The following is a 26701-nucleotide window of genomic DNA, read 5'->3' as shown; positions in this document are numbered from 1 at the left end:
TAGCAGATGAACCAGACTGAATCATAATCTCTCAATACTAGCATTGGTTGAACAATCTTTTTTAAATCGATCGGCATCCACAAAATCCTGCAAACTTCCCGTCTCAAAACCAATCAGGTTAGCCCCCACAGCTTTGGTGCAGCATGGGGCGCCGGAGACAACGCTCCGCGCCCCATGTCGATCGTTAAATCGATCGCAAATCAGGATAGCCAGCCAACATATCATCAGCAGTCAGAGTATCGCCGTTTGCTTGAGGAGTCCACAGCACCTCAACCGCCAGCAACTGTTCGCTCGATACTCCCCCTATTTGGCGCAAAGCTTGGCGCAAATCTTCAGAGTTTTTCACTGCGGGCAATTGCAACTTGCCTTCTGTACCGACAATCACCGTCACCACAATAAATTCCCCAGGATCTGAATTGAGATCGGAACCAACTAGCGCCCCGTTTTCCTGCAAACCCGGCAGGTTTTTGTTGCTCCCTGCTTGGCGGAGCTGGTTGTTATAATTCGAGAGCGTTTCCTCAGTAAACTTGCTGCGTTCTGCCAAAGAAAACTGGTTAAATTTAGCTTCGGCTGCTTCCAAGCGAGTTTGCACAGAGTCAGCGCCCGCGTAAACCCAGTATTCAGGATGCCGCAGCAGCGCCAGAGTAGATTCTTGCAGCACTTGAGCGCGGCCGGCCGCTGTATCGGTATTCGCTTTGCGCGCTAGGGCGTCGAGTTCGCCTTGCAAACTGCGGGCCTCTGCTAGCAAACCAACTTGCAAGCGGGCCACAGATACGGTGGTAGTAGGGGCGCTGTTGCCCAGTTCGTCGGTTCCGCCCCCGGCGCGGCGGAAGCTTTGGACAAGGAAATTCGCGATCGAAATAAAAATCAAAATCGAGAACAGGCCGCCAAACCCGCCCCCAAAGCCAAAAAACGGCAGCAAGAAGGGGAAACCAAAGCCGCCACCAAATCCGCCTCCGTAGCCGCCGGGGTAGTAACCCCCTCCAGACGGCGCGTAAGTGCGGCTCGGAGATGAGTAACTGCGCGCCGGAGCTCTAAAAGATCCGCCCCCGATCCGTCCTCCGCTGCGAGCCGCCAGAGCTCCGTCAGCGTTACCGAGGGCTAGCGTCAGTACCAGACCGATCGCAAATAGTGATTTCAAAAGCGGTTTCATCTTTGAAATTAGTTGCTTGTACATAAGACCGTTACTATTCGATACATTTATAATTTACAGTCTATCCTCGCTTATGGGCAGCCCGGTTGCAGGTGTGCAGCGTGCGAGATATCCGTACCAACCGATCCCAGCACCGTTAGATCTCAGTCTGCTTTCCCAGCATCAAGGCTTTCACAGAACTTTACCTAACGGGGGGGCGATCGGCGAACAATAAGCTTTAGACTTTTAAACAAACGCCGCGAGTCTTAGAAAGCAGGACTTTATCTACCGTAAAAAAAACATTATGTTTCCAACTCACCGCCCCCGCCGCCTCCGCAACCATCCCCAACTCCGCCGGATGGTACGCGAAAATATCTTGACAACCAGCGATTTAATTTACCCCCTATTTGCCGTACCGGGCGAAGCTTTTGCCAAAGAAGTTACATCGATGCCCGGAGTCTACCAGCTATCGGTAGACAAAATCGTAGAAGAAGCAAAAGAAGTTTACGACCTCGGCATTCCCGCGATTATTTTATTCGGCATTCCCGCAGACAAAGATACAGACGCGACAGGTGCTTGGCACGATTGTGGCATCGTCCAAAAAGCAACGGCAGCAGTTAAAGCAGCCGTACCGGATTTAATCGTCATGGTCGATACTTGTCTGTGCGAATATACCAGTCACGGTCACTGCGGCTATTTGGAAGTCGGAGATTTAAGCGGCCGGGTTTTGAACGATCCGACTCTAGAATTGCTCAAGAAAACCGCTGTTGCTCAAGCTAGAGCTGGTGCAGATATTATTGCACCTTCGGGAATGATGGACGGTTTTGTGGGAGCAATTCGCGAAGGATTGGACTCGGCTGGATTTGAAGATATTCCCATCATGTCTTACGCGGCAAAATACGCCTCAGCTTATTATGGCCCGTTCCGGGATGCGGCGGATTCTGCTCCGCAATTTGGCGATCGGCGCACCTATCAAATGGACCCGGGAAACGGCCGCGAAGCTCTCAAAGAAATTGCTCTCGACATTGCCGAAGGCGCGGATATGCTGATGGTTAAACCCGCTTTAGCTTACATGGACATTATCTGGCGCGTCAAAGAAGCAACTAATTTGCCAGTTGCTGCTTACAACGTTTCTGGAGAATACGCGATGGTGAAAGCCGCCGCTCTCAACGGTTGGATTGACGAAGAAAGAGTAGTGATGGAAACCTTGACAGGATTCAAGCGTGCTGGTACTGATTTGATTTTGACTTATCACGCCAAAGACGCCGCCCGCTGGTTGCAAAACTGATTCACTCGTGATGCCCCAATACGTTTGGGAGCGGAATACCGGGCGGTTGAAACTGGGTCTATACAAACTTTCACCCGCCGGGAGCGGGTTGAAGACAAGGAGGTAAAAATTACGCGATCTTCTTGAGTCCGCAGAGGCGGACTTCGCTTGTATAGAAGCGGTTTCAACCGCCATCTAATCTGGCGAATTTTGAGTCAAAAGCTTTTTTACCAACTTTATACAAAAAAGTATTAATAATTACGGAATTCTGTTACAGAATATGTCTGAATAAAAATAGTTTTGTAAATCGGGAATTCAATCATTGAGGGTTCCCAAGCAAAATCAACTTTCACTCCTGCAAGACAGTAAAAGTAACACAGTTTAGATAAAACTTGAAGGCATATTGAGCATGACATCAACGACTAGGGATTCCAGTCACATTCAATTTTGCACAGGTCACGATCGCGCAGACATCGCACAGATCCAAGAACTATTTAAAGCCGCCGCCTTTTGGGCGAGGGCGCGCAAAATAGAAGATTGGGAAATTGCGATCGCCAACAGCGAACCCGTTGTGACAGTTTGGGACGGCCCGCGGGCGATCGGCTTTGCCAGAGCCACCTCAGACGGCATCTATCGAGCCACCATCTGGGATGTCGCCATTCACCCGGATTACCAAGGTGCAGGACTCGGCCGCAAATTAGTGCAAACCGTCTTGAGTCACCCTCGAATGTGCCGAGTAGAGCGAGTTTACCTGATGACAACTTACAAACAAAGCTTCTACGAGCGCATCGGTTTTCAGCACAACGCCAGCACCACTATGGTACTAGAAAATCAGCTTCTCGAAGAAAATCTCGAATTAGAAATTAGCAAGGGCGAATTGCTAACTGCTAATTGCTAAACAAGCACAAAACTTGTACCAAAATCTATAATACGTAGGGTGCGCAATGCGCACCTTACTCCCTATCAATAATTTCCCTCTTCCGATCTTTGTTCAAGAGACTTCTTGCAAAAATCGCAAAATATATTGAAATTATCTGCGTTTATCTGCGTCGATCTGCATGACATCTGCGGTTGATATATCAATCAAAGATTTATGCAATGCAAGTCTAATCCGTTAAATCCGTTAAATCCCTTACCCCATCCGTTGCCGAACTTCCTTCATCACAACTTTGCCAAAGGAATAGAACACTGAGTCCGATTAAAATTGGACTCTTCCGACTCAGAAGGCACCGCCAGAACTTCCAACTTTCCATTCATCAAACTTAAAAGAGTCTGATTCATCAACAACCTCATGCCAGAAGAGACCTTAGAATTATCGCTGTTCTTAGTAGCATCCGACTCCAAATCGTGCTTCAGCAAATCCCAAGATTCGCTCCAAGCACTAACTGAGCGCTGATCGTCCACCCAAATATGAACGCATCCAGATTCCGGCGAAGAATGGGCAGAAACAGAAATACTTCCCTCCTCCATCTGAGCAATAGCAGTATCTACCAAATTGACTAAAACTTGCCTAAACCTCGGCAAATCGGCCAATACATAAATCCCCGGATCGGGCGGCAATATCTCCAAACGAATGCTGCGATTGGCAGCTTGCAAGTAAGTTAAATCATCAATTTCATCAAAAACCTTAGCTAACTGAATCGGCTCAATGTCCATCTTGTCAGTGCCGTGTTCAGTTTTAGCAACAGAGATAATTTCATCTATCAATTTCACCAGCTTGAGTGCTGCAACGTGAGCTTGTTCGACAAACTCTCGTTCCTCAGCAGGATCGTCGCACAAATCCGAGAGAATTAATTGCAGCGTACCAATCATAGTGCTCAGGGGCGATCGCAGCTCGTGAGAAGTTCGAGCCAAAAAACCAGCCTTAAACAGACTCATCTCCGATGCCATCTGATAAGCCAATTGAGTTTGCTTAAGTTGCTCGGAAAGGGCATCAAACTTCTCTAAGTCATTTTCTTGAGGAGTTGGCGGCACATGGGGCGGAGATTCTGGCTGCTGCGAGCTTTTTTGCCGCGGGCGCCAAATCAAACTGCTTCCCAAACCCAGTCCCAGTCCCATACCTAAATATATCAAGTCGCTCCAGCCGATCGGCGCCATATTAATTTGCCTTGGAGTTTAGCTTTTAGCATTCTAGCTCGATCGCGCCTTGTCGCAATATTTCCCAACCGCCACCAGTCCATTTAGCCACAGTCGAAGGCAAACTCGAAGCTGTTGGTGCTGTTAGCGCTGTTGCTAATTCAGCAGGAACTAATGTCAAGACTTCGGGAAACTGCGCCTCAATTTCTGCCACCGACTCCAGAGGCGCTTGGCCGGATAAATTAGCACTGGTAGTAGCCAAAGGGCCTGTGTGCTCTAGAATCTGGAGTGCAAGGGGAAAGTTAGGCACTCGTACTCCGATCGTAGTTCGATCGATGGCATTCATAGCAGCCGGCACCAGCGGCGAAGCCGGCAGCACCAAAGTTAGCGCCCCAGGCCAATAGGATGCGGCGACTTGCTGCCACAATTTGAACTCTGCTGGACTCCCCTGCACGTAAGGCCACAAAGCCTCCGCCGATGCTGCCATCAAAATCAGCGGTTTGTCTTGACTGCGGCGTTTAGCTGCAAAAATCAACTCCGCGCGATCGGGTTTTGCAGCCAAAGCGGGTACAGTATCAGTGGGAAAGCTGACAATATGATTGCCAGAAATTGCCCCTTGAATCAAGGAGTCGATCGAAACTTGAGTCATCCGATTTTAGATTTTAGATTTTAGATTTTAGATTTTAGATTTTAGATTTTAGATTATACAGGATTGCATACATCTTTAATCGATCGGTCAACCGCTCCTTCAAGGCAGATGCAACGCGGAGCGACGCAGATAATTTCAAGAATTGAGAGCGACTCAATGCAATGCAAGTCTATTTGAGAATTGCAGCATATTTTTGAAATCTAAAGACGATAGGCTAAAGCAAAGCGATCGATTCCGGCTAAATCCGAAAATATCTGAACTTCACCGTAACTCCCGTGACTTTCCAGCATATCAGCTACCGCCGTTTCTTGTCCCGCCATCATCTCAACCAACCAAACTCCCCCAGATGCTAAATAATCGGGAGCCGTTTCTACCAAATGCCGGATGCAATCTAAGCCGTCTAAACCGCCATCTAAGGCCAGGTGAGGTTCGTGCTTCAAAACTTCCGGTTGCAGAGTCAGCACCGTGCTGCTGGGAATGTAAGGCGGGTTAGACACCATGCCGCTAACTTTACCTTTGAGAAATGCTAGCGGTTCCCACCACAAACCTTGATAAAAATTAATTCGCGATCCAAAACCCAAATTTTCAGCATTCAGTCGAGCCACTGCCAAAGCTTCCGAACTGCAATCTACCGCATAAATCCTAGCATTTGTCAACTCAGAAGCCAAGCCGATCGCGATCGCCCCGCTGCCCGTTCCCAAATCCACCCAATGCGATGTTGGATTAACTGAATAGTTTTTAACAGCATCCACAGCCAAATCGATCAGCAATTCCGTTTCAGGACGAGGAATTAGCACCGCCGGCGTTACTTTGAGCGAAAAATCCCGCCAATGCGCCACTCCCGTTAAATACTGCACGGGAACCCGTTCCTGCAAGCGCCGCTGCCACAATCGATCGAGTTCTGATAAAGACAACTTTAATTCAATTTTTGGCAAATCTTTAAACGACTCCAAACGCAGAGCCAATTTATCCAAACCTGCCAGCTCTTGCAGCAGCCACTCGAGTTCTGAATTGGGAATGTCAGAGGATCTCGCCTCAGCTTTAGCTTGATTTACCCACTGCCAAAGCTCTAAACCAGAAACAAACATAAGACTTTTTGGGAATTGGTCAAACAGGTCAAACAGGTCAGTAGTCATTAGTCAGCAGTCATTAGTCATTAGTCAGTAGTCCTTGGTCAGTAGTCCTTGGTAATTGGGAATTGGCAATTGAGAATTGAGAATTGGTAAATAGTAGCTTGAGTCGAGAAATCCAAAAATCCAACCTACTAACTCAGTCCCGAACGCAAAACCTAATTATGTAGGGTTCCATGCCTACTGCACCTTACCGCTATTAAGTAGCGTATGAAACCAATTTTCGGGTAAATCCTGTCCGTAACTAATGACTAATGACTAATGACTAATGACCTGTTTGACCAATGCCCTATGACAAATGCCCTATGACCAATGGCTATTAGCGAGCCGGTCGAGCTGGAGCTGGAGATGCAGCGGGTCGAGCTGGAGCTGGAGATGGAGCCGCCTGTGGATTTTGGCCAGCACCAGCCGGTTGGCGCGATCGCACATATTCCAGCGACTCCCGCGACGGCATCAAAATCAGTTGGCTCAAAGACGGGTCATTTTCAGTGCCCAAAGCTTCCAAAATCCTCTCCAAGTTCACCACCTCAATCTTAATTGTGGTAGTCATGTTCGGCTGCTGCTGCTTAAAACGATCGACCATTTCCTGCAAGTCCTCCTTGTTAAAAAACAAGGGAAGCTCCTCTTTCTCGCCCCGCTGAATCGTCAAATAACCATTTTCCGGGCCACCTCTGGCCAAAAACAGAGGTACACCGTTTAACTCGTTAACTTGTTGCCCAGTCTGCTGAAGTACAGTTTTAGCCGACTGCACCTGCTGCGCCGCCGGAACAAAAGCAAACAGCAACTGATCCGGCTTGCCTTTATTTTCTTGAGCGATCCGATAAATTTCCCCCAGCGACACCAGCGTCACGCGCGCCGACGCCGCCAACTGAGGATTTCCCGTTTTCAGTTGATCCACAAAAGCTTGAGCATCTTTCTGGCTGATGAAAATTCTCGCTACCGAAGCATTACCAGTTTGGCCCTGACCTTGCTTGGGAACAGAAGCGATGAAAAACGCCCCCTGACCGTCTGTAATCGTAAATACCGGCACCGGGCGTAACTTTTCTAAAATTTGCGGCACTGGGAGTGCCAGTGCAGACATCTTGCTTGACGAGGGGCCCAGCAGAGTGCAGCCGACAATCCCCAATATTGCGCCCAAACGAACTAATGATTTCATGTTTTTCCACCATCCGCGATCCTGAAACACATTAACGCAAAGACTGGCGCCTTGACACGATCGGCAAAAACTGCCTCTGATGTTTACATTTTGACCAAATACAAACATCACAGGCAGTTGCTGCTTCAATCTATTATTTAACATTGTGCGATCGGGATGACAGGATTTGAACCTGCGACATCCTGCTCCCAAAGCAGGCGCGCTACCAAGCTGCGCTACATCCCGGTGTGATAGTTAGCCACTCTTTAACAATTAACACACAAAACCGCCGACTTGTCAAGCTTTTTTTTATTTTAGGTCTCGATGCCGCTGGGCCGAAGTTGTTTTCAGGTTGCCCGGCTTGAGAATACTGGCAGATCCAGCGCGGCCTGTGCTGTGGGGAGACACCCAAGCATAAGTGACCGCAGCGCAAAGGGCGAGGAGGTGTTAGCAGCGTCGATATTGAATGTCCTCAACAAATCAACGCCTCCGGGCACCTCGCTCGCTAATCTGGATACCAAAACATACCTTTAATCCCCTCGGGATCGGACATAAAGCCCAAATTTCGGTAAAAATCCACCACCTGAGGGTCAGCAAATAAGGTAATGTTGCTGATATCTTCACTGCGGAGTTTTTTAATGATGTATTTCATCAGTGCCTTGCCCATGCCTTTACCCTGGTAGTCAGGATGAACTACGACATCCCAAAGCGTGGCATTAAAAGCATGGTCTGAAGTCGCTCTGGCGAAACCCACCAGCCGTCGCTGGCTGCCCCGCATCTCCCACATAGAGACGACTAGGAAGCTGTGCACAATAGCTTTTTTGACTTTACGCAGGGGACGGCGGGACCAACCCACTGCATTACAGAGTTCTTCGAGTTCGTAGAGGTCAATGTCCCGATCGCAACTGAAAAAGATGCGAGCGTTGCCGCTGGCGGGTTTGCGAAACGTTGGGGAAAGCGGATCGCCGTCCCCTAGAGCCACATCTTCCTCAAACTCCGCTGTTTGGGGTACAGAGGCCGACTCAGAACTACTAAATAAGTTTTTCCAAAAACCCATGCAGGCGCGGTTAAGGTAGTAGAAGTTGGACGACTAGAAAGAGAACCCGACAGATAAACCCACTCCGATCGGCGCGGGATGAATTGCGGGTAGCCTCTTGAGCAACAGTTTACGGTACACTCATCTTACGTCGAAAACAGGGATTTGTCGTCCAACATTGAGTCTGGGCTTTTTTTGATTCTCGTCAAGTTTGGTAGAACTGTTCTGCTAGCCTGTTCCCGGACAACCGGCTCTCTCTGGTAAAATTTGTTGCCCAACTAGGACAGAGGCATTTTGGGAATTGCTTCTTTTGAGTGCCGCCGATCGCGCCGGAACTTATCAGCTTGGTGGGAAATACCGCTGGAATAGCACAACCGTGACATTCTCGTGATAGGTTCCAAGACAGATTAGACTTCTGCTTTCAGTTGGGAGACGGGCACAATTTGAGTCGAATCGTCAAATCGAAAATCCCATTGCCATAAGGCATGGGAGAGTAAATACCTAGTATATCTCCCGCACCTTCCCCTCAATTATGGCTTCGGGTTTAAAACCATCTACACTAGAACTTCTCAAGCGCTTTAACCGAGCGTTTCCACAGTTTTACGAGCAATTTGTCAGCAGCGAAATCCAACTGCAAAACCTCAAATTAGCTTACCAACTTTACAAAACTCGGCAAGCCGTCATCGAAATTAGAGCCGAAGGTAACAAAAGTGCCCTGCATTTTGCTTACCGGAACCAGTCTTTTCTACTGAGCGATATTTTCGGTGTGCTGGCGGCCTACGGGCTGACGATTCACAGTCTGAGTCTCTACGGTCAAATTTACCCGCCGATGCTGGTATTTATCAAATTGGTGGTATCTCGCGGTGGCAAGGTACTGGCAGATAAAACTGCCGAAAACGTCTGCAGGGCGGTTCGAGAGGCCTTGGCCGGGCATTTTGAGGTTGAAGAGATGTTGGCGGTGGAATTTAATTTAGACGCGGGTTTGGAGGATGTGGCAACTGAATTCTACGTCGATCCGGTTTTCCACTTGCCGGCTCTGCTGATTGAAGCAGATAACCAGCCTGGACTTTTTTACAAAGTTATGTATGCCATCTGGCAAGAGGATCTGTTGGTGGTAAATGCTAATTTGCTGGTTTGGCGCGGGCGAACTCGCCTGATTCTCTACTTGTTGGGGCCCAATGAAAGTTTAATTCCCGAGTATCTCGGGCAAAAAATCGCTGAGGGGGTGCGACAAAGATTGCTGGGCGAGCGATTTTAGGGATAGCGCTGACTAGGCGTGAAACCCGGTTTCTAACAACAGCGTTTCACCAGCTATCCTAGCAACCGCCCTGACGGTTAGGACGTTCTTAATTTTTGAAACCCTTGATTTTATTGCTTCTTCCTTCTTTTTTCTTCCGACTGCCATTTCTTTTCTTCCTTCTGTTGAGAAACTGGGTTTTTGCTCGATGCCTGGCCTTAATCCTGACAAAGTTAAACTAAGCCGATCGCCCGACTCGAACTGCCGATCCCTCTGTGTTGATTTCTCGATAGGATAAAATTATGGCAACCATCGACATCCTAGGGGTTCGGCACGCTTGCGATTTGACGGCTCCGACTGCAACTTCCCCGGTTCTGGTATTTGTCCACGGCTGGCTGTTAAGCCGCCGCTACTGGCAACCTTTGACCGATCGCTTGGCACCCAACTATCAGTGCCTGACTTACGATTTGCGCGGGTTTGGCGATTCTCAAGCCGACGGCGACGGTCATCCCGGGCCCAAAGGAGCGCTAAATTCCTGTTACACTCCCGCAGCTTACGCTCGCGATTTGGAAATTTTACTCGAAAAACTCCATATTTCTAGTGCTTGGCTGGTGGGACACTCTCTCGGGGGTACGATCGCTCTTTGGGGAGCCAGCCAATTGTCCGATCGCATTAAAGGTGTCGTATGCATCAATGCAGGCGGCGGCATCTATCTAAAGGAAGAATTCGAGCGGTTTCGAGCGGTGGGCAAGCAGCTAGTAAAAATGCGTCCCCGCTGGCTGCCTCACTTGCCGTTAGCAGATTACGTGTTTGCTCGCGATTCTGTGGCAAGATCGATCGGCCCCTCCTGGGGACGGCAGCGCTTGAGAGATTTCGTGGCAGCCCATCCAGAGGCAGCTTTGGGGGCTTTGTTGGACTCCACCACCGAAGCCCAGATTCACCTGTTGCCACAAATAGTGTCCCGACTCAAGCAGCCTGTTTATTTTATTGCCGGCACTAAAGACAAAATTATGGAACCAAAATACGTGCTGCATTTAGCGAGCTTTCACTGGATGTTCCAAGGTTGTGGCGAAAATGTGCTTCAGCTTCCCGATTGCGGCCATTTGGCAATGGTGGAACAGCCAGATGCAGTGGCTAGTTACCTGCAAAATATTCTGAAAGAACACACTTAAAGGGCATGGGCCTTCCCAGGCCTTCCCAAGTCATGGGCCTTCCCAGGCCTTCCCAGGTCATGGGCCTTCCCAGGCCTTCCCAGGCCTTCCCAGGCCTTCCCAGGCCTTCCCAGGTCATGGGCCTTCCCAGGTCATGGGCCTTCCCAGGTCATTGGGCTCTAGCGTTGCGGAGGGATGGGGCATTAGAACTTACAAATAACCAATAACCAATAACCAATAACCAATAACCAGTAACAACTGACTTCTTCCTTAACCTAAAATCTGTTATGTTTAAGTAGATAAGTCTGCCCGATCGCCCTTTTCGGACAGAGGTTTTCAATGGCTTTCAACTCTAAATTCTTACTCTGCTTAAATATCTGTGCGCGTTAACCTCACCGATCGGCAACAACACATCCTTTGGGCAACGGTTCGCCACTACATAGCTACAGCGGAACCCGTTGGCTCAAAAGCTTTGGTTGACGAATTCAACCTCAGCGTCAGCCCAGCTACAATTCGCAATGCCATGGGGACTCTGGAAAAAGCTGGACTTCTCTATCAGCCCCACACTTCGGCAGGACGAGTCCCCTCAGACTCCGGCTACCGAATTTACGTAGACCAGTTGATTCAGCCGTCTGATACGCTGGCCCGCAAGGTGGAACAGGTACTAGACCAGCTCAATTGGTCGGACGGTCGCATAGACGCGGCACTCCGCGGCGCTGCTCAAATCTTGGCAACTATCAGCGGTTACATTGCCATGATTACCATACCGCAAACCAATATGGCTTGCTTGCGCCACTTGCAACTGGTGCAGCTAGAGGCGGGAAAAGTGATGCTGATCGTGGTGACGGATGCCTACGAAACTCATTCGGTGTTGGTGCAGTTGCCGAAGCAGGCAGATGGTAATTGGCCTGATGTCGAAAGTGTCGATCGCGAATTGCAGATTTTGTCGAATTTTTTGAACAGCAAGTTGCGCGGGCGATCGCTCTCGGAACTCTCGGCTGTAGACTGGAGCGAGTTAGACCGGGACTTTGAACTGTACGCTGAGTGGATGGGAACCATGCTAGCTGCTTTGAGCAGCCGCCAAAGCAATCCCACCTACACGCGGATTCTGATCGGCGGTTTGGCAGAAGCGCTGCGCTTGCCTGAGTTTTCGCAGTTGCAGCAAGTTCAAACCCTGGTGCAACTGCTCGAACAAGAGCAGGAACTGCTTTGGCCTTTGATTTTTGAATCGCCTGATTTGGACGCGCCCGGGAAGCGGGTAACGGTGCGTATTGGCTCGGAAAATTCCTTAGAACCAATTCGCGGCTGTACTCTGATTTCTTCGACTTACCGCCGGGGCTCGGTGCCGGTGGGTAGTGTGGGAGTTTTGGGGCCGACGCGGATGGTTTACGAAAATGCGATCGCGGTGGTGGAAGCTGCGGCGGATTATTTGTCAGAAGCTATTGGCGGAAATCGAGTTAATTTTCCTGAGGGCGAGCGGGGGCGATCGCATAATCCCTTGTTAGATGCACCCTAATTTGAGCGCCCCAAGCTTAACTGCCTTGGGGTTTTATTGTCTGTCCCAGAGGCACTAGCAATATGAAAAAACCGACTTTATTGACAAAAAACCTACGCTTTTAGGCTTTTTTACTCACAAAAAACTAAGGTGATTGCACCGGGTGCATCCAAGACTGCTTGTGTTTGAAAATCAGATCGATGCTGTCGGAAACGAGATCGCTCCTGGAGCCACAAATTTAAAAAAAAGTGGCTTTTATACCGCGAGCGCTCGCGCTTCACCAGAAAGTTTCCTAAAAAACCCGGTTTCTGGCTTTATTCGCGAATCGGAAACGGGCAGGAGTTTCGGGCGATCGGGGTTTAAGGTGGCGAATGGGCGATCGATCGACTGGTGAGCAGCAAGCGGTCGCTCCGCAGCAGTCGATCGACGGGCGAGCAGCCCAACAGGTGATTTTTGATGCAAACCGGGTGGGGATCGCCGACTCTAGGGATCGCGCCGCCAAGGCGAAAAATGAATAGAGGACGCGCGATCGACGATCGCTTGCGGGCCCCAAGGCAGAAAAATATCAAAATATTAAGACATTTTAGAGAGTTCGTCAAAAAAATCTAAAAAAGATTAGTCTTGAGAGTAAAGCTATATTTCTTTTGAGAATAGCCTCGGTTAGACAATTGCCCACAACTTGCAGCAAATTTGGCTTGATTGCCACTCCATAAAAGATTTAAGGGCTGAGTTAAGATCGAAATTAAATTTAGGGAATTTTCTTTTACCATTCAATGAAATCGAGCGATAAAACTAAGAATACCTTTGCCATAACAACGCCTCTGTATTATGTCAATGATTTACCCCACGTTGGCAGCGCTTACACGACTATGGCAGCCGATGCTAAGGCCAGATTTGAGCGGCTGCGGGGCAAATCAGTCTTGATGGTTACCGGGACTGACGAACACGGGCAGAAAATTCAGCGCACGGCCGAGAGTTTGGGACGATCGCCCCAAGCTCACTGCGATTTAGTAGTTCCGGGGTTTGAGGCGCTGTGGGAGCAACTCTCTATTCAGTACGATCGCTTCATCCGCACAACTTCCCGGCGCCACGAGTACATTGTCAAAGAATTTTTCCAGCGCGTCTGGAACTCCGGCGACATTTACTTGAACCAGCAACAAGGCTGGTACTGCGTCTCCTGCGAAGAATTCAAAGACGAACGCGATTTATTGCCGGGAAATCGGTGCTCCGTCCACACCAGCAAGGAAGTTGAGTGGCGCGACGAAGAAAATTACTTTTTCCGCCTGTCGCGCTATCAAGACCAACTGCTGGCCTTGTACGCAGAACGTCCCGACTTCATCGCGCCGGAAAGCCGGCGCAACGAAGTGCTGAGCTTCGTCAACTCCGGACTCCAAGACTTTTCGATTTCTCGGGTGAATCTGGAATGGGGCCTGCCAATACCGGTTGACTCCAGTCACACCATTTACGTCTGGTTTGACGCTTTGCTGGGATACGTCACAGCCTTGCTAGATCCGGACAGCGACCCGCTGTTAGAGAATGCTTTATCTAAATGGTGGCCGGTTGACCTGCACTTGATCGGTAAAGATATTCTCCGCTTCCACGCAGTTTATTGGCCGGCAATGCTGATGTCAGCGGGTATGTCTGTGCCGGGCCGCGTCTTCGCTCACGGGTTTTTGACCAAAGACGGCAAAAAAATGGGGAAAACGGAGGGCAATACTTTAAACCCAGTCGAATTGGTCAATAAATACGGCGCTGATGCCGTGCGCTACTATTTCCTCAAAGAAATTGAGTTCGGAGAGGACGGCGATTTTAACGAAACTCGGTTTATCAATATATTGAATGCTGAGCTAGCAAATGATTTGGGAAATTTGCTTAACCGCACCTTAAACATGGCTCGCAAATATTGCGGCGGCTGCGTGCCAAATGTGTCCGGGGAAAACATTTGGGGCGACAACCTTCTCAAGGGTATGAGCGTGGATTTGGGCGATCGAGTAGCGGGTTTTTACGAAGAGTTGGCTTTTAGCAAGGCTTGCGAAGCTGTGCTTGCATTAGTGGGAGCGGGCAACAAGTTTATTGACGTACAAGCGCCTTGGAGTTTGTACAAGCAAGGACAGCTCGAAAGTGTCCAACAAGTGCTATATTCTGTTCTGGAATCTGTTAGACTAGCATCTTACCTTTTATCGCCCATTATTCCGAATATCAGCAACGCTATCTATCAGCAGCTAGGTTTTTCAATTGACTTTAACGATCGGGTTGCAGTTAACAGTTTAGCGAGTTTTACAGCTCATGCTGCCTGGGGCGCTTTGCCGGCAAACCAAACTCTGGGGGAACCCCAACCAGTGTTTAAGCGGCTGGAACTGCTGGAAACAGTAGCGTCATAGTTGGCAGCCAGCGATCGGGGTGCTATAACAGATTACGAATTAGCACTTATTTGATTACCAATCTTTCATAAAAATTGAGGCATAACAATCATGTTGAATAGAATAGAAAGCAACGACCTTTTTACGCCGGAACAGGTTCTAGAAAATCGGGGTCGAGTGGCAATTTTTATTGACGGCTCTAACCTTTTTTACGCGGCTTTGCAGTTAGGAATTGAGATTGATTACACTAAGCTGCTGTGCCGTTTAACTGCGGGATCGCGGCTGCTGCGCTCTTTTTTCTACACGGGTGTCGATCGCACTAACGAGAAACAGCAGGGGTTTTTGCTGTGGATGCGCCGCAACGGCTACCGGGTGATTTCTAAGGATTTGGTACAGTTGCCAGATGGTTCTAAGAAGGCGAATTTAGATGTAGAAATTGCTGTGGATATGATGGCTTTAGTGGGGTCTTACGACACGGCGGTTTTGGTCAGCGGCGACGGCGATTTGGCTTATGCTGTCGATGCTGTGAGCTATCGCGGCGTGCGGGTTGAGGTGGTGAGTTTGCGATCGATGACCAGTGACAGTTTAATTAATGTAGCCGATCGCTATATCGATTTGGAAATGATCAAAGACGACATCCAAAAAACTTCGCGTCCTAATTATGCCTACCGCCCGTTGTCGGGTTTGAGCTTGATGGACGAACACGACGACAGATAGGGATTTGGTAATGGGTGATGGGGAAGGGGGAATAGGGAATGGGGAATAGCTGATGGGTTGAATAATTGAAAATTAGAAGTTAAAAATTTAGCTCAAGTATGACAGATTTTTGATTAGTGTTTTTAATTAGCCAATTACCAATGCCCAATGCCCAATCCCTCCGCTTCGCTCCGCCCAATGCCCAATTATCAATTACCAATGATTAATCTCAAATCCCAAATTCCCCCTCTAAAATCCCCAAAATTAATGCTGCTGTGTTTAGCAGCACTGATTTTGGGGATTGGTGCTTGTGCTGCTCCGCAAGAGGCTCCAAAGAACAAATTAGCTGAGGATCTCAAAACTGCTCAGCAGTCAAACAGCACTTTAACTTTAAACAAAGTAACCCTAGAACAAGCAAACGAAAAGGGCGAAACGTTCTGGAAAGTCAACTCAAAAAATGCCGTTTACAGCAAAGACAAAAAGACAGTTAACGTTCTGAAACCAGTGGGCAAATTGTTTCAGGACGGCAAAGAAATTTACGATATTCAGGGAGAAACCGGCCAGGTATTTCAGGAAGGAAATCAGGTTTTTCTCAAAGGTAACATAGTCGCTACTGACTTGAAAAATGGCGTGGTATTGCGGGGAAATGAGTTAGAGTGGCGGCCGAAGGAAGACGTGTTAGTTGTTCGCAATAATTTGACTGGAGAGAACAAACAGGTGACAGCTTCGGCGAAAGAAGCGCGGGTTTTCAGCAGGGCGAAGAGGATGGAGTTATTCGGATCTGTGGTGGCGAATGTTAAAGATCCAATTTTGCAATTGCGCACCGAGCATTTAGTGTGGTTTGTGGAGCAACAAAAGGTACACAGCGACCAACCTACTCAACTTGACAGATACAAAGATAAAACAGTAACAGACAGCGGTTTTGCAGATAAAGTTGATGTAGACTTAAAGACGAAGATTGCGACGCTGACGCAAAACGCTCAATTGATGCCATCAGATCCGCCGCTGCAAATAGAAAGCAGTTTGATGAGTTGGAATTTTCCGGCGCAAAATGTGGTGTCGCCGGGGCCTGTGAAGATTTTTCACCGCGTGGAAAAGGTGACGATGACTGGGGATACGGGGCGGGGAGATTTAGATAAAAAGATTTTTTATTTGACGGGAAATGTGGTCGGAATCGGGGAGAAACGTGAATCTCAATTAAATACCGATCGCGTAACGTGGTATTTAAGTAACCAGACGTTCGACGCCGAAGGAAATGTGGTTTACAAACAACTAAATCCGGTGTTTAATTTGACTGGGCCGAGGGCGGCGGGAGAGTTAAAAAATCAAACTGTGATTGTCAAAGGTGAGGGTGGCGGCGGCCAAGTGGTGACGGAATTTGTGCCGGACGAGAATAAGGGAATTTTGGGACAGTAGATGGGATTGCAACCGCAGATGTCGGCAGATGAACGCTTCGGAACGCAGATATAATAAAGATTAGATTGAGTAAGGAGGGGTTGGGATGACGACAACTTTAGAAAAGTTAGAACGGCTCGATGAACCTATCTTAATTGACGGACTGAGCTGGAGAGAGTTTAAGGTGGTTGAACAACTTCTCTCACGCCCAGGGCTGAGGCTGTCGTTTTTAGATGGCGTATTGGAGATTAGACGTATGCCTGGAAGAAAACATGAAACCGCCAAACAGCGGATTTCAACGCTGGTGGATCTGTATTTGGAATATGCAGGGATTGATTTTACTCCAACGGGCTCGGTGACGCTCGAAAGTGAAACTGGAAAGGTGAAGCGAGAAGCGGATCTGTCTTACGAATTGGGAGCTAATCGAGAATTTCCCGATTTGGCGGTGGAAGTGGTGGTGACTAGCGGCGGTATTAACAAGTTGGAAGCTTACAAACGCCTGGAAATTCCTGAAGTTTGGTTTTGGGAAAATGGCGCACTTCGTATGTATTCGTTGGGGGCTGATGGATATGCAGAGGTCGATCGCTCTCAAGTTCTGCCCGAGTTAGATATTGTATTATTGGCGCGGTGTATCAATATCGAAAATCACCTTCAGGCAATGCGGGAATTTAGGCAAGCTATTCAATAGAATTTGATTGTGAAATTAAGTTGGTAATAATGACTTCTGCCCTGTCTTAAAGCTTTTAGTTACTAAGGACTAAAGTTGTTACTACAAACCAGTTTTATTGTGAATAATTAACCCACATTCCGCACCCCCCAACGGGAGCGTACACTGCAAGAGCCGATCGAAGTCGATCGTCCGAGACAGTAGTAAGTTAAAATACTTGACGGGGTGACAACACCTCTGGAACTTTGATGGTAAAAGCATTAAAGCCCCTGAAACTCAAAAAAAATAACGGATTATTGACAGGCTTATGGACTCATAAGATGGTCAGAGCTCGCCTTGAACCTGATTTAAGGGATCTCGCCACTCTCTTTTATTGACTCACGCCCGCGAAGATATTTTCCCTTGGTCACTCAATTCAAAACCTTGACGCAGTTTTGCTTGTAACCTGCTTGTCACCCCGTCAAAGTGTTGAGTTTAGGGTTGATTTAGGCACTATGCACGATAGACTATTAAGCTATTGTGCATCGAATTTGCCATTTCCTCTGTTTGAGAATCCTTGTGGGACGGGCCAGAGAGCCAGTTGAAAAAAAAGGGCAATTGAGCTGGCGTAAGCTTAGGACTTAGGGATAGACCCCCCAAACCCTATTTCCCAGAGGGCTTTCAAGTGCCCCCCTTTTTGAAGCGGTTCCCGCCGGGAGCGGTTCCCCCGTTTTTTAGGGCAGCAGGGGGAAGCTAGGTTTCAGGCCCTTTAGTTAGTCCTGACTATAATTGTATGCTTAGATCAATTAGTATTGAGGTCAAGACATACAAGTGAATGGAGGTGTACTCAATATCTATGAAATCAGCAGGTAGGCTCACACTGCAACTCCAAGCCAAATATACCGCATTTGATCTTTATGGAGATTCCGTCTCAAATGGGGTAGCTGTTTTTTTTCATAAATTTGCAAACTGTATCAGTATTGGCGGCTCATTTCACCCCGGTTACTCAACAATAAGATATCATTAAACCCATTTGCCTTCAAAATAGAAGGAATAAATAATTTTCCTAGAGTTCGCTTTAAATCATTAAGAGTGAGCGACTGTTGTTATTGAAACAATCCAAATATTAAAATGACTCCGCCATGAGACAAATCGCAAGTGAGCATGAACGTGCAAAAAGCCCTCAAAAAATCCCACTACGCCTGGTCTTAGTCGTACCATTCGTCCTGCAAATCTTTGCCGCTGTGGGGCTGACAGGTTGGTTTTCGCTACGGAACGGCAAAACTGCCGTCAACAACGTTACTAGCCAATTACGAACGGAGGTACTCGCCCGCATCAATCAACAACTAAACACTTACTTGGAAACACCCCATTTGGTCAATGCCATCAGCGTTGATGCCATTCGTCGCTTTGGGTTGTGGAATCCGGACAATATGAGTTCGATGAGAAGCTACTTCTTCTGGCAACTAAAGCAATTTCCCACCGTTAGTTACATCAGTTTTGGAGGGGAAAGAAAAGAATATGCGGGTGCTGGATATAAGGATGATGGCAGTGTTGTTATTGAAATCACCGATCGATCTACTAATTTTCTCAATACGATCGTCAGCGTAGATAGAGAGGGCAACCCGACTCAGTTGAAGGAAACCCACCCAGACTACGATCCCCGCCTTCGACCCTGGTATAAAGCCGCAAAAATTGCACGCAAACCCCAATGGAATAAAATTTATCAATATTATATTCAACCTAGCCTAGGAATCTCCGCTAGCCAACCTGTTTACGATAAAAATGGCATTTTTCGAGGAGTTGTCAGTACCGATCTGTTTCTCTCGAAAATCGGCGACTTTCTCCAAAGTTTAAAAATTGGTAAATCCGGAAAGACTTTCATCATAGAACGCTCGGGCTTGCTAGTGGCTTCTTCCACCGCCGAGAAGCCATTTCTCAATGAAAAAAATCGCCAAGAAACGCAAAGATTAAAAGCGATTGAAAGCAGCGTGCCTTTGATACAGGGAACAGCGCAGCATTTAATAGAACGCTTTGGTAACTTCACCGAAATAGATAGCAACTCGCAACTCGAATTCATGCTAAATGGTCAGCGAGAATTCGTGCAAGTATCCCCATTCCAAGATGGTAGAGGTCTTGATTGGCTGATTGTTGTAGTTGTTCCAGAAGCCGACTTTATGGAACAGATTAATGCCAATACCCGCAGCACTATCCTACTCTGCGTTTTAGCGTTAGTGCTAGCGACGTTGTTAGGAATCCTCGCCTCTCACTGGATTACCCATCCTATTTTTCGTTTGAGTAAAGCGAGTAGAGCGATCGCTAGCGGTCAATTAGACCAAAAAGTAGAGGTAAATAGCATAGATGAACTGGGAATTCTCGGTCAATCTTTTAACCAAATGGCACAGCAATTGCGCGAGTCTTTTGCTGCTTTAGAACAGACCAACTCAGAGCTAGAAAATCGAGTAGAAGAACGGACAAGTGAGCTAAAAGAGGCAAAAATTGCCGCTGATACTGCTAACCACGCCAAGAGCGAATTCCTCGCGAACATGAGCCATGAACTCCGCACTCCCCTGAACGGAATCCTAGGATACGCTCAAATTATGGAACGCGATCAAACTACAACTCCTAAACAAAAAGATGCTATCCAAATTATTCACCAGTGTGGTTCGCACTTACTCACTCTGATTAACGATATTTTAGATATTTCTAAAATTGAAGCGAGTAAAATGGAACTTTACAGTTCAGCTTTTAATTTTCCTTTTTTTCTGATGGGAGTTGTGGAAATGTGCCGCATCCGAGCCGAACAAAAAGAAATTACCTTTAGTTATCAAGTATTAAATCAACTTCCTAACGCTGTAAATGCTGATGAAAAACGACTGCGCCAAGTTTTGATTAATCTTTTGGGTAATGCTATTAAATTTACAGAAAAAGGAGGTGTTATTTTTAAGGTTGGCGTAATAGGTGAGGGGGAAGACTCCGACCCATCACCACTTACTACAATTCGTTTCCATATCCAAGATACTGGGATTGGAATGACACCCGAACAGTTAGAAAAAATATTTTTACCATTTGAACAAGTTGGAAATAGCCAGCAGAAGGCAGAAGGCACTGGCTTAGGATTAGCGATCGCACAGAAAATTGTTCAAATGATGGGAGGGGAAATAAAAGTAGAAAGTATAGTCGGTCAAGGCAGCATTTTTTCCTTTGAATTAGAGTTGACTCGAACATCTGAATTTATTGAGCAACCTTCGCTAAATACTTCAATTAATTTAAATGGATTTAAAGGAAATAAAAATAAAATTTTGTTAGTAGACGATCGATTTGAAAATCGGGGTTTTCTTATAAATCTGTTAGAGCCACTAGGTTTTCAAATCATGGAAGCTTGTAATGGAGATGAGGGCTTAGATAAAGCTGCGGAGTTTAAACCAGATTTGATTATCACAGACTTAGTGATGCCAGTAATGGATGGATTTGAAATGTCGCGGCGCTTGCGAAAATCGCCAGAATTTAAAGATGTAATATTGATAGCATCCAGCGCCAGCGTGTTTAACTTCGATCGGCAAAATAGCCAAGAAGCAGGTTGTAACGAGTTCCTGTCAAAGCCTATCCAAGTAGAAGAATTGCTAGAAGTATTAAAAAATTACTTACAAATAGAATGGATTTACGACCAGCCTGCGGATTTGGCGAACGCACAGCAGGTTGGTTTCACGGATTTATTAAAAGTTCAGAGTGGTGAGCTTGTGATACCGCCATCAGCAGAGCTGGTAGCGCTGTTTAATGCGGCTCGGATCGGCGATATTGAAGTTGTTGAGCAGGAAGCCAATAGACTAAAGCAGATAGACGGTAACTATCTACCATTTGCTAATAAAATATTGCAATTTGCGAAAAATTTTGAAGAAAAAGAACTTCTAGCTTTTATGAAGATCCATTTTGGAAAATAAAATGTTTAACAAAAACGAAAATGTAATTTTAATTGTTGACGATAACCCGAATAACCTAAAACTTCTGTTCGATTTTTTGAAGGAGTCAGGCTTCAAGGTTTTAGTGGCTAAAGATGGGGAAAGTGCTATTGAGAAGCTACAAGAAGTTTCGCCAAATATCATATTGTTAGATGTGATGATGCCGGGGATAGATGGGTTTGAAACCTGCTACCGCTTAAAAGCATCGGTGGCAACGAAAGATATCCCTGTGATTTTTATGACAGCTCTTACCGATCGCGTAGATAAGGTTAAAGGTCTGTCAATTGGCGCAGTAGATTATATCACCAAACCCTTTCAGCAAGAGGAAGTCCTAGCCCGCGTGCAACTACACCTGAGACTGCGAAATTTGACCAAGACTCTGGAAGAACAAAATACGCTTCTCAAACAGGAAATTGAAGCGCGAAAAGAGGCGGAAGCGGCCTTGCAGAAACTCACTTCTGAGTTAGAGGAACGGGTGGCTGCTCAAACCGCTGAACTTAGACAAGCCTGCAACGAGCTTCAACAGGCTCAAGTTCAGTTGTTGGAAAGAGAAGAAAAATTAGGACATGATGCTTTTCACGACGCGCTAACGGATTTGCCTAACCGCGCTTGGTTTATGAATCGGCTGCAACAGGCGATCGAGTTGTCCTACAGACATGAAGATTATTTATATGCGGTGCTATTTATTGACCTAGATCGCTTTAAAGTTGTGAATGATTGCCTGGGACATTTGGTTGGGGATGAATTACTCCAAAGGGTTGCTCGTCAACTGCAAGCTTCTTTACGCCATAGAGATACGGTGGCGCGGTTTGGAGGAGATGAATTTGTGATTTTGCTGGAAGATATTCAAGATATTGATGAACCAAACAGGGTGGCTGAACGCATCCAAAATCAATTAAGGCAGCCGTTTAATTTGAATGATTATGAAGTATTTACCGAGATCAGCATTGGCATTATCCTGAGCACAATGGGTTACGATCGCCCCGAAGACGTGCTCAGAGATGCGGATATCGCAATGTATTATGCTAAAGCTCAAGGCAGAGGGCGTTACGAAGTTTTCGATCCAGCGATGCAAACTGTTGCGATGGCGCGCTTGCAGTTGGAAAACGACTTGAGAAGGGCGATCGCGCTACAAGAATTTTGCGTTCACTACCAGCCCATTGTCTCCCTTTCTACGGGGCAAGTGAGTGGGTTTGAGGCGTTGGTGCGCTGGCATCACGCATCTGGCACGATCTACCCGCCTGCTGAGTTTATCCCTGTGGCTGAAGAAACTGGTTTGATCAATGAACTGGGGTGGTGGGTTTTGCAGGAAGCTTGTCACCAGATCGGTATTTGGCAGCAACAGTTTCCCCAAACACCTCCCTTAGCGATTAATGTCAATCTTTCCGCCGTGCAGCTAAAGCAAGTAAACCTACTCAATCGAATTGAGGAGATTTTGCAGCAGACTGGCTTTCCAAGTTACTGTCTAAAACTAGAGATTACTGAAAGCTGCATTTTAGAAACAGTATCCAGGGAAGAAAAGATGTTGAAGCAGCTAAAAGCTCTAGGCATTATGTTGTGTATCGACGACTTTGGCACAGGCTACTCTTCTTTAAGCCGCTTACACGAGTTTCCCATTGATACCTTAAAGATTGACCGCTCTTTTGTTAGCCGCATGGGGGCAGACAACAGTGGCGTAGAAATTATCCAGACGATAGTAAACCTGGCTCGCAGCCGAGGTATGGATATCGTGGCCGAAGGCATAGAAACGCCAATACAGCTACAGAAACTGCGAGAGTTGGGGTGTGAGTTGGGGCAAGGATATTTATTTTCTCAGCCTGTAGACAGCTTCAAGGCAACCGAACTATTAGGCTTAAAAGTAGGGGTAGTAAGGTGGCCTCACATCTAGTTTGCCTCGATAAATTTTATGAAACTCTTGTGGGACAGGCCCAAAAGCCTACTCTCATCATCATGCGAACTCAATTGTGCTGGGAATTAATAGTTAGTTTGGGTCGGATTTTTGATATTTTATGAATTTATAAAATTAACCTCATGCCCGAACGTTAATTTTTAGGAATTCCTAACGGGTTTATGCTGAGTGACACAGAATTTCCGATATTTTTACCAGAAAGAATTGGTTTAAAGTCTCTCCCTTTTAGGAAGAAATTAAAATCAGACTATTCATTACTCCAATCCTCTTTCTTCCAGGTAGAGGTCGCTATCCCAGGTCAACTGTCAACTGTCCCAGGTCAACTGAATCACTCTTGTTTCGGACGATCGACTTCTATCCGCAGTCTTGCAGTGTACGCTGCCTGTTGAGGGGTGGGGAATGTGATAATTAACCCGATTTGGTATCAAAAGCTCTCTAACGCCACACTCGCCTTAAATTCAACACAAATCCTGGCAATACGTCTTCCCTGGATAACTCGGCAGGATTAATTAATATTTCTACTTCTATCTGTTGTCTGTAAATCTCTACCCGTTGGTTTTGCGGGTCAATTAACCAGCCCAATCTCGCACCATTGTCAATATATTCTCGCATCTTTGTTTGCAGGGTGGAGAGACTGTCAGATGCCGAGCGCAATTCTACTACAAAGTCGGGACACAGGGGAACGAAGCCTTTACGTTCTTTTGCAGTTAGTGCTTCCCAGCGAGCTCGACTCACCCAGGAAGCGTCGGGAGAAAAGCGAGCACCGTTAGGGAGGATGAATCCGGTAGAAGAGTCAAATCCTTCTCCTAAATCCTCGTTTGCTTCGCACCAGTTGCCGAGTTGCGCGCTGATGCTGAGGTTGCGACTGCCTGATTCTCCTCCGGTGGGTGGATTCACTATTAATTCTCCTTGTGCACTTCTTTCTAATCTCAAGTCGGGATTTGCTAATGCTAGAGCCTCGAATTGCTCGGCGGTGACTAATAGGGCGATCGAATTCGGCACTTCTAGAGATATGGTTTCCGGTTGAGTAAATGTTTGTACCATAGCAACCTCTCCGTAAATTTAACCCCAAACTCGCCTTAAATTCAACACAAATCCGGGCAATAGATCTTCCCCGGACAACTCGGCTGGATTAATTAATATTTCTACTTCTGCTTGTTGTCGGTAAATCTCTACGCGCCGATTTTGCGGGTCAATTAACCAGCCCAATCTCGCACCATTGTCAATATATTCTCGCATCTTTGTTTGCAGGGTGGAGAGACTGTCAGATGCCGAGCGCAATTCTACTACAAAGTCGGGACACAGGGGAACGAAGCCTTTACGTTCTTTTGCAGTTAGTGCTTCCCAGCGAGCTCGACTCACCCAGGAAGCGTCGGGAGAAAAGCGAGCACCGTTAGGGAGGATAAATCCGGTAGAAGAGTCAAATCCTTCTCCTAAATCCTGGTTATCATCATACCAGCGAGCAACTTGCCCAGTAATGCTGAAATTCCTTTTGCCTGATTCTCCTCCGGTGGGTGGATTCACTATTAATTCTCCTTGTGCACTTCTTTCTAATCTCAAGTCGGGATTTGCTAATGCTAGAGCCTCGAATTGCTCGCCGGTGACGGTTAGGGCGATCGAATTCGGCACTTCTAGAGATATGGTTTCTGGTTGAGTAAAGGTTTGTACCATATTCAATTGCAAGCTTTCTTTTTGAGGGTTCTCGCGTGGGAGGGGGCGGGTTTTTGAGTCTTTAGATATCCTTTAAAGTTATTGGCGAACCCGCCCCTACAAGTTTTTGACTACAAGTTTTTGACACTCGTGCAATATTTCAGATGCTTTCTATAGCTGTCCGAAACCTTTTTTTGGCTTGTTTTTTTTCTTTTTCTTCTGGCCGCCCATTCCCTGCATTCCTTGCATTCCTGGCATTCCCGGCATTCCCGGCAATCCTCCCATTCCTGTAAAGTTGCCTTGACTCATTTGCTGCATCATGGTGCGCATTTTCTGGAAGTCGCTGACGAGTTTTGTTACGTCGTTTTCTGCGTAGCCGGCGCCTTTGCCGATGCGGCGGCGGCGCGATGGAGAACTTGCTAAAAGTTCGGGGTTGCGGCGTTCTTCAACTGTCATTGAATTGATCATGGCTTCGGTGCGTTTTAGCTGCACTTCTCCCTGCCGCATTTGTTCGTCTGAGAGTTTGTTCATCCCCGGAATCATTTTCATGATGCCGCCGAGGGAACCCATATTTTTTAACAGTCTGGTTTGCTTGAGAAAGTCGGTAAAGTCGAACTTTGCCGTGAGCATTTTCTCTTGCATTTTCTCGGCGTCGGCGATGTCGAATTCTTCTTGCGCTTTTTCTACTAGCGTCAAGACATCGCCCATGCCGAGGATTCTCGATGCCATGCGATCGGGATAAAATGGTTGCAAAGCTTCCACTTTTTCGCCGACGCCGACAAATTTAATCGGCGCGCCGGATATTTGCCGCACGGATAGGGCTGCGCCGCCGCGGCTGTCGCCGTCTAATTTGGTTAAGATTGCGCCGGTAATGCCGATTTGTTCGTGAAAGGTGCGGGTTAAATTTGCTGCTTCTTGGCCGGTCATGGCATCAACAACTAACAGCGTTTCGTGGGGTTGTACTGTTTGTTTGATGCGGGCCAATTCTGCCATCATGTCTTGGTCGATTTGCAGGCGGCCTGCTGTATCGACGATGATTGTATCTACGCCTAGTTCTTTGCCGCGTTCGATACCTTGGCGGGCGATTTCTACGGGGTCAGTATCTTTGCCTAGTTCAAATACGGGTACGTCGATTTGTTTGCCGAGGGTGAGCAATTGGTCGATCGCGGCTGGTCGATAAATGTCGGTGGCGACTAGCAGTGCGGTAAGATTTTGCTTGCGGAGGTGCAGCGCTAGTTTGGCGGTGGCTGTGGTTTTCCCGGTTCCTTGCAAACCGGCCATCAGCACGACTGTGGGCCCGGATTCGGCGGTGGCGAGGGGTACGTTGGTTTCCCCCATGACGCGGACGAGTTCGTCGTGGACGATTTTGATGAATTGTTGGTCTGGACGGACGCCTGAAACGACTTCTGCTCCTTGTGCTTTGGCCGTTACTTCGGCGACGAAGTTTTTGACGACTTGGAGGTTGACATCGGCTTCCAGGAGGGCGCGGCGGACTTCTTTGATGGCGTCTTGGATGTTGGACTCGGAGATTTTATTCTGTCCGCGCAGTTTTTTCCAGGTGGATTCGAGTCGATCGGCTAGGGCTTCAAACATAGGGCTTTGTGGTCTAGGCAGTATTTTTTATTTTAGGCTAAATGCGGGTTTTTGGATTGATGTTTTGCCCAAACAGTCTCGATCGCACTTCGACTAAAGAAACCGGGTTTTTATGAAAATATTTCGTTCGTACTCGAAGATTCAGTAAAAAACCCGGTTTCTGGCCTCATGCGTAGTTTGATGTT

The 26701-nt window shown here is 47.3% G+C and carries 21 protein-coding genes and 1 tRNA gene; 12 read left to right on the top strand and 10 right to left on the bottom strand.

The window, feature by feature from the left end:
* Positions 1 to 184: 184 nt before the first annotated feature.
* Positions 185 to 1177, bottom strand: coding sequence for a DUF1517 domain-containing protein (locus QUB63_RS29145; protein WP_332948861.1), 993 nt, complete (start codon positions 1175 to 1177; stop codon positions 185 to 187).
* Between the two features lie 259 nt (positions 1178 to 1436).
* On the opposite strand from QUB63_RS29145, the gene hemB reads away from it, so the two are divergent.
* Both hemB and QUB63_RS29135 read left to right on the top strand, forming a co-directional pair.
* Positions 1437 to 2420, top strand: coding sequence for a porphobilinogen synthase (hemB, locus tag QUB63_RS29140; RefSeq protein ID WP_293258279.1), 984 nt, complete (start codon positions 1437 to 1439; stop codon positions 2418 to 2420).
* A 388-nt stretch (positions 2421 to 2808) separates the two neighbouring features.
* Entirely contained in the window at positions 2809 to 3297 is a 489-nt protein-coding gene (locus QUB63_RS29135; protein WP_332948860.1) for a GNAT family N-acetyltransferase, read from the top strand.
* 263 nt (positions 3298 to 3560) lie between these two features.
* Here QUB63_RS29135 and QUB63_RS29130 read toward each other — a convergent pair whose 3' ends face one another.
* From QUB63_RS29130 to QUB63_RS29105, 6 genes are all read right to left on the bottom strand, one after another.
* Positions 3561 to 4496: a sensor histidine kinase gene (locus tag QUB63_RS29130; RefSeq protein WP_332948859.1), complete on the bottom strand. Its 936-nt coding sequence runs from the start codon at positions 4494 to 4496 to the stop codon at positions 3561 to 3563.
* Between the two features lie 25 nt (positions 4497 to 4521).
* On the bottom strand, positions 4522 to 5124 hold the full coding sequence (locus QUB63_RS29125) for an L-threonylcarbamoyladenylate synthase (RefSeq protein WP_332948858.1): 603 nt from the start codon (positions 5122 to 5124) through the stop codon (positions 4522 to 4524).
* Positions 5125 to 5324: 200 nt separating this feature from the next.
* On the bottom strand, positions 5325 to 6212 hold the full coding sequence (prmC, locus tag QUB63_RS29120) for a peptide chain release factor N(5)-glutamine methyltransferase (protein WP_332948857.1): 888 nt from the start codon (positions 6210 to 6212) through the stop codon (positions 5325 to 5327).
* Between the two features lie 361 nt (positions 6213 to 6573).
* Entirely contained in the window at positions 6574 to 7554 is a 981-nt protein-coding gene (locus tag QUB63_RS29115; RefSeq protein WP_332948856.1) for a Tic22 family protein, read from the bottom strand.
* Between the two features lie 7 nt (positions 7555 to 7561).
* Positions 7562 to 7635, bottom strand: a tRNA-Pro gene (locus QUB63_RS29110).
* Positions 7636 to 7894: 259 nt separating this feature from the next.
* The gene (locus tag QUB63_RS29105; RefSeq protein ID WP_332948855.1) at positions 7895 to 8446 is read right to left on the bottom strand and encodes a GNAT family N-acetyltransferase; all 552 of its coding nucleotides are present in this window, start codon (positions 8444 to 8446) and stop codon (positions 7895 to 7897) included.
* A gap of 511 nt (positions 8447 to 8957) precedes the next feature.
* On the opposite strand from QUB63_RS29105, the gene QUB63_RS29100 reads away from it, so the two are divergent.
* From QUB63_RS29100 to QUB63_RS29055, 10 genes are all read left to right on the top strand, one after another.
* The gene (locus QUB63_RS29100) at positions 8958 to 9683 is read left to right on the top strand and encodes a hypothetical protein (protein WP_006631881.1); all 726 of its coding nucleotides are present in this window, start codon (positions 8958 to 8960) and stop codon (positions 9681 to 9683) included.
* Positions 9684 to 9964: 281 nt separating this feature from the next.
* Complete coding sequence (locus QUB63_RS29095; protein WP_332948854.1) at positions 9965 to 10834, top strand: alpha/beta fold hydrolase; 870 nt, start codon at positions 9965 to 9967, stop codon at positions 10832 to 10834.
* Between the two features lie 352 nt (positions 10835 to 11186).
* Complete coding sequence (gene hrcA / locus QUB63_RS29090; RefSeq protein WP_442921876.1) at positions 11187 to 12329, top strand: heat-inducible transcriptional repressor HrcA; 1143 nt, start codon at positions 11187 to 11189, stop codon at positions 12327 to 12329.
* 350 nt (positions 12330 to 12679) lie between these two features.
* Positions 12680 to 12826, top strand: coding sequence for a hypothetical protein (locus QUB63_RS29085; RefSeq protein WP_332948852.1), 147 nt, complete (start codon positions 12680 to 12682; stop codon positions 12824 to 12826).
* Positions 12827 to 13081: 255 nt separating this feature from the next.
* A complete protein-coding gene (metG, locus tag QUB63_RS29080; protein WP_332948851.1) occupies positions 13082 to 14689 on the top strand; it encodes a methionine--tRNA ligase in 1608 nt (535 codons plus the stop codon).
* Positions 14690 to 14779: 90 nt separating this feature from the next.
* Positions 14780 to 15385 carry a LabA-like NYN domain-containing protein gene (locus tag QUB63_RS29075; RefSeq protein ID WP_096831201.1) on the top strand — a complete coding sequence of 202 codons (606 nt, stop codon included), beginning with the start codon at positions 14780 to 14782 and terminating at the stop codon, positions 15383 to 15385.
* A gap of 198 nt (positions 15386 to 15583) precedes the next feature.
* Positions 15584 to 16780 (top strand): LPS export ABC transporter periplasmic protein LptC, encoded by a 1197-nt coding sequence (lptC, locus tag QUB63_RS29070; protein ID WP_332948850.1) that lies wholly within the window; start codon positions 15584 to 15586, stop codon positions 16778 to 16780.
* 85 nt (positions 16781 to 16865) lie between these two features.
* Positions 16866 to 17447, top strand: a complete 582-nt coding sequence (locus QUB63_RS29065) for a Uma2 family endonuclease (protein WP_332948849.1) — start codon at positions 16866 to 16868, stop codon at positions 17445 to 17447.
* Between the two features lie 1100 nt (positions 17448 to 18547).
* Positions 18548 to 21346, top strand: a complete 2799-nt coding sequence (locus QUB63_RS29060) for an ATP-binding protein (protein WP_332948848.1) — start codon at positions 18548 to 18550, stop codon at positions 21344 to 21346.
* Position 21347: 1 nt separating this feature from the next.
* The gene (locus QUB63_RS29055) at positions 21348 to 23252 is read left to right on the top strand and encodes a two-component system response regulator (RefSeq protein WP_332948847.1); all 1905 of its coding nucleotides are present in this window, start codon (positions 21348 to 21350) and stop codon (positions 23250 to 23252) included.
* 456 nt (positions 23253 to 23708) lie between these two features.
* Here QUB63_RS29055 and QUB63_RS29050 read toward each other — a convergent pair whose 3' ends face one another.
* The 3 genes from QUB63_RS29050 to ffh form a co-directional block, all read right to left on the bottom strand.
* Entirely contained in the window at positions 23709 to 24317 is a 609-nt protein-coding gene (locus QUB63_RS29050) for a Uma2 family endonuclease (protein WP_332948846.1), read from the bottom strand.
* 18 nt (positions 24318 to 24335) lie between these two features.
* Positions 24336 to 24944 carry a Uma2 family endonuclease gene (locus tag QUB63_RS29045; protein ID WP_332948845.1) on the bottom strand — a complete coding sequence of 203 codons (609 nt, stop codon included), beginning with the start codon at positions 24942 to 24944 and terminating at the stop codon, positions 24336 to 24338.
* Positions 24945 to 25094: 150 nt separating this feature from the next.
* Positions 25095 to 26516 (bottom strand): signal recognition particle protein, encoded by a 1422-nt coding sequence (ffh, locus tag QUB63_RS29040; RefSeq protein ID WP_332948844.1) that lies wholly within the window; start codon positions 26514 to 26516, stop codon positions 25095 to 25097.
* Positions 26517 to 26701 lie beyond the last annotated feature (185 nt).

The organism is Microcoleus sp. ARI1-B5, assembly GCF_036705795.1.
Taxonomy (GTDB): domain Bacteria; phylum Cyanobacteriota; class Cyanobacteriia; order Cyanobacteriales; family Microcoleaceae; genus Microcoleus.
This window is presented reverse-complemented; position numbering and strand designations above follow the sequence as displayed.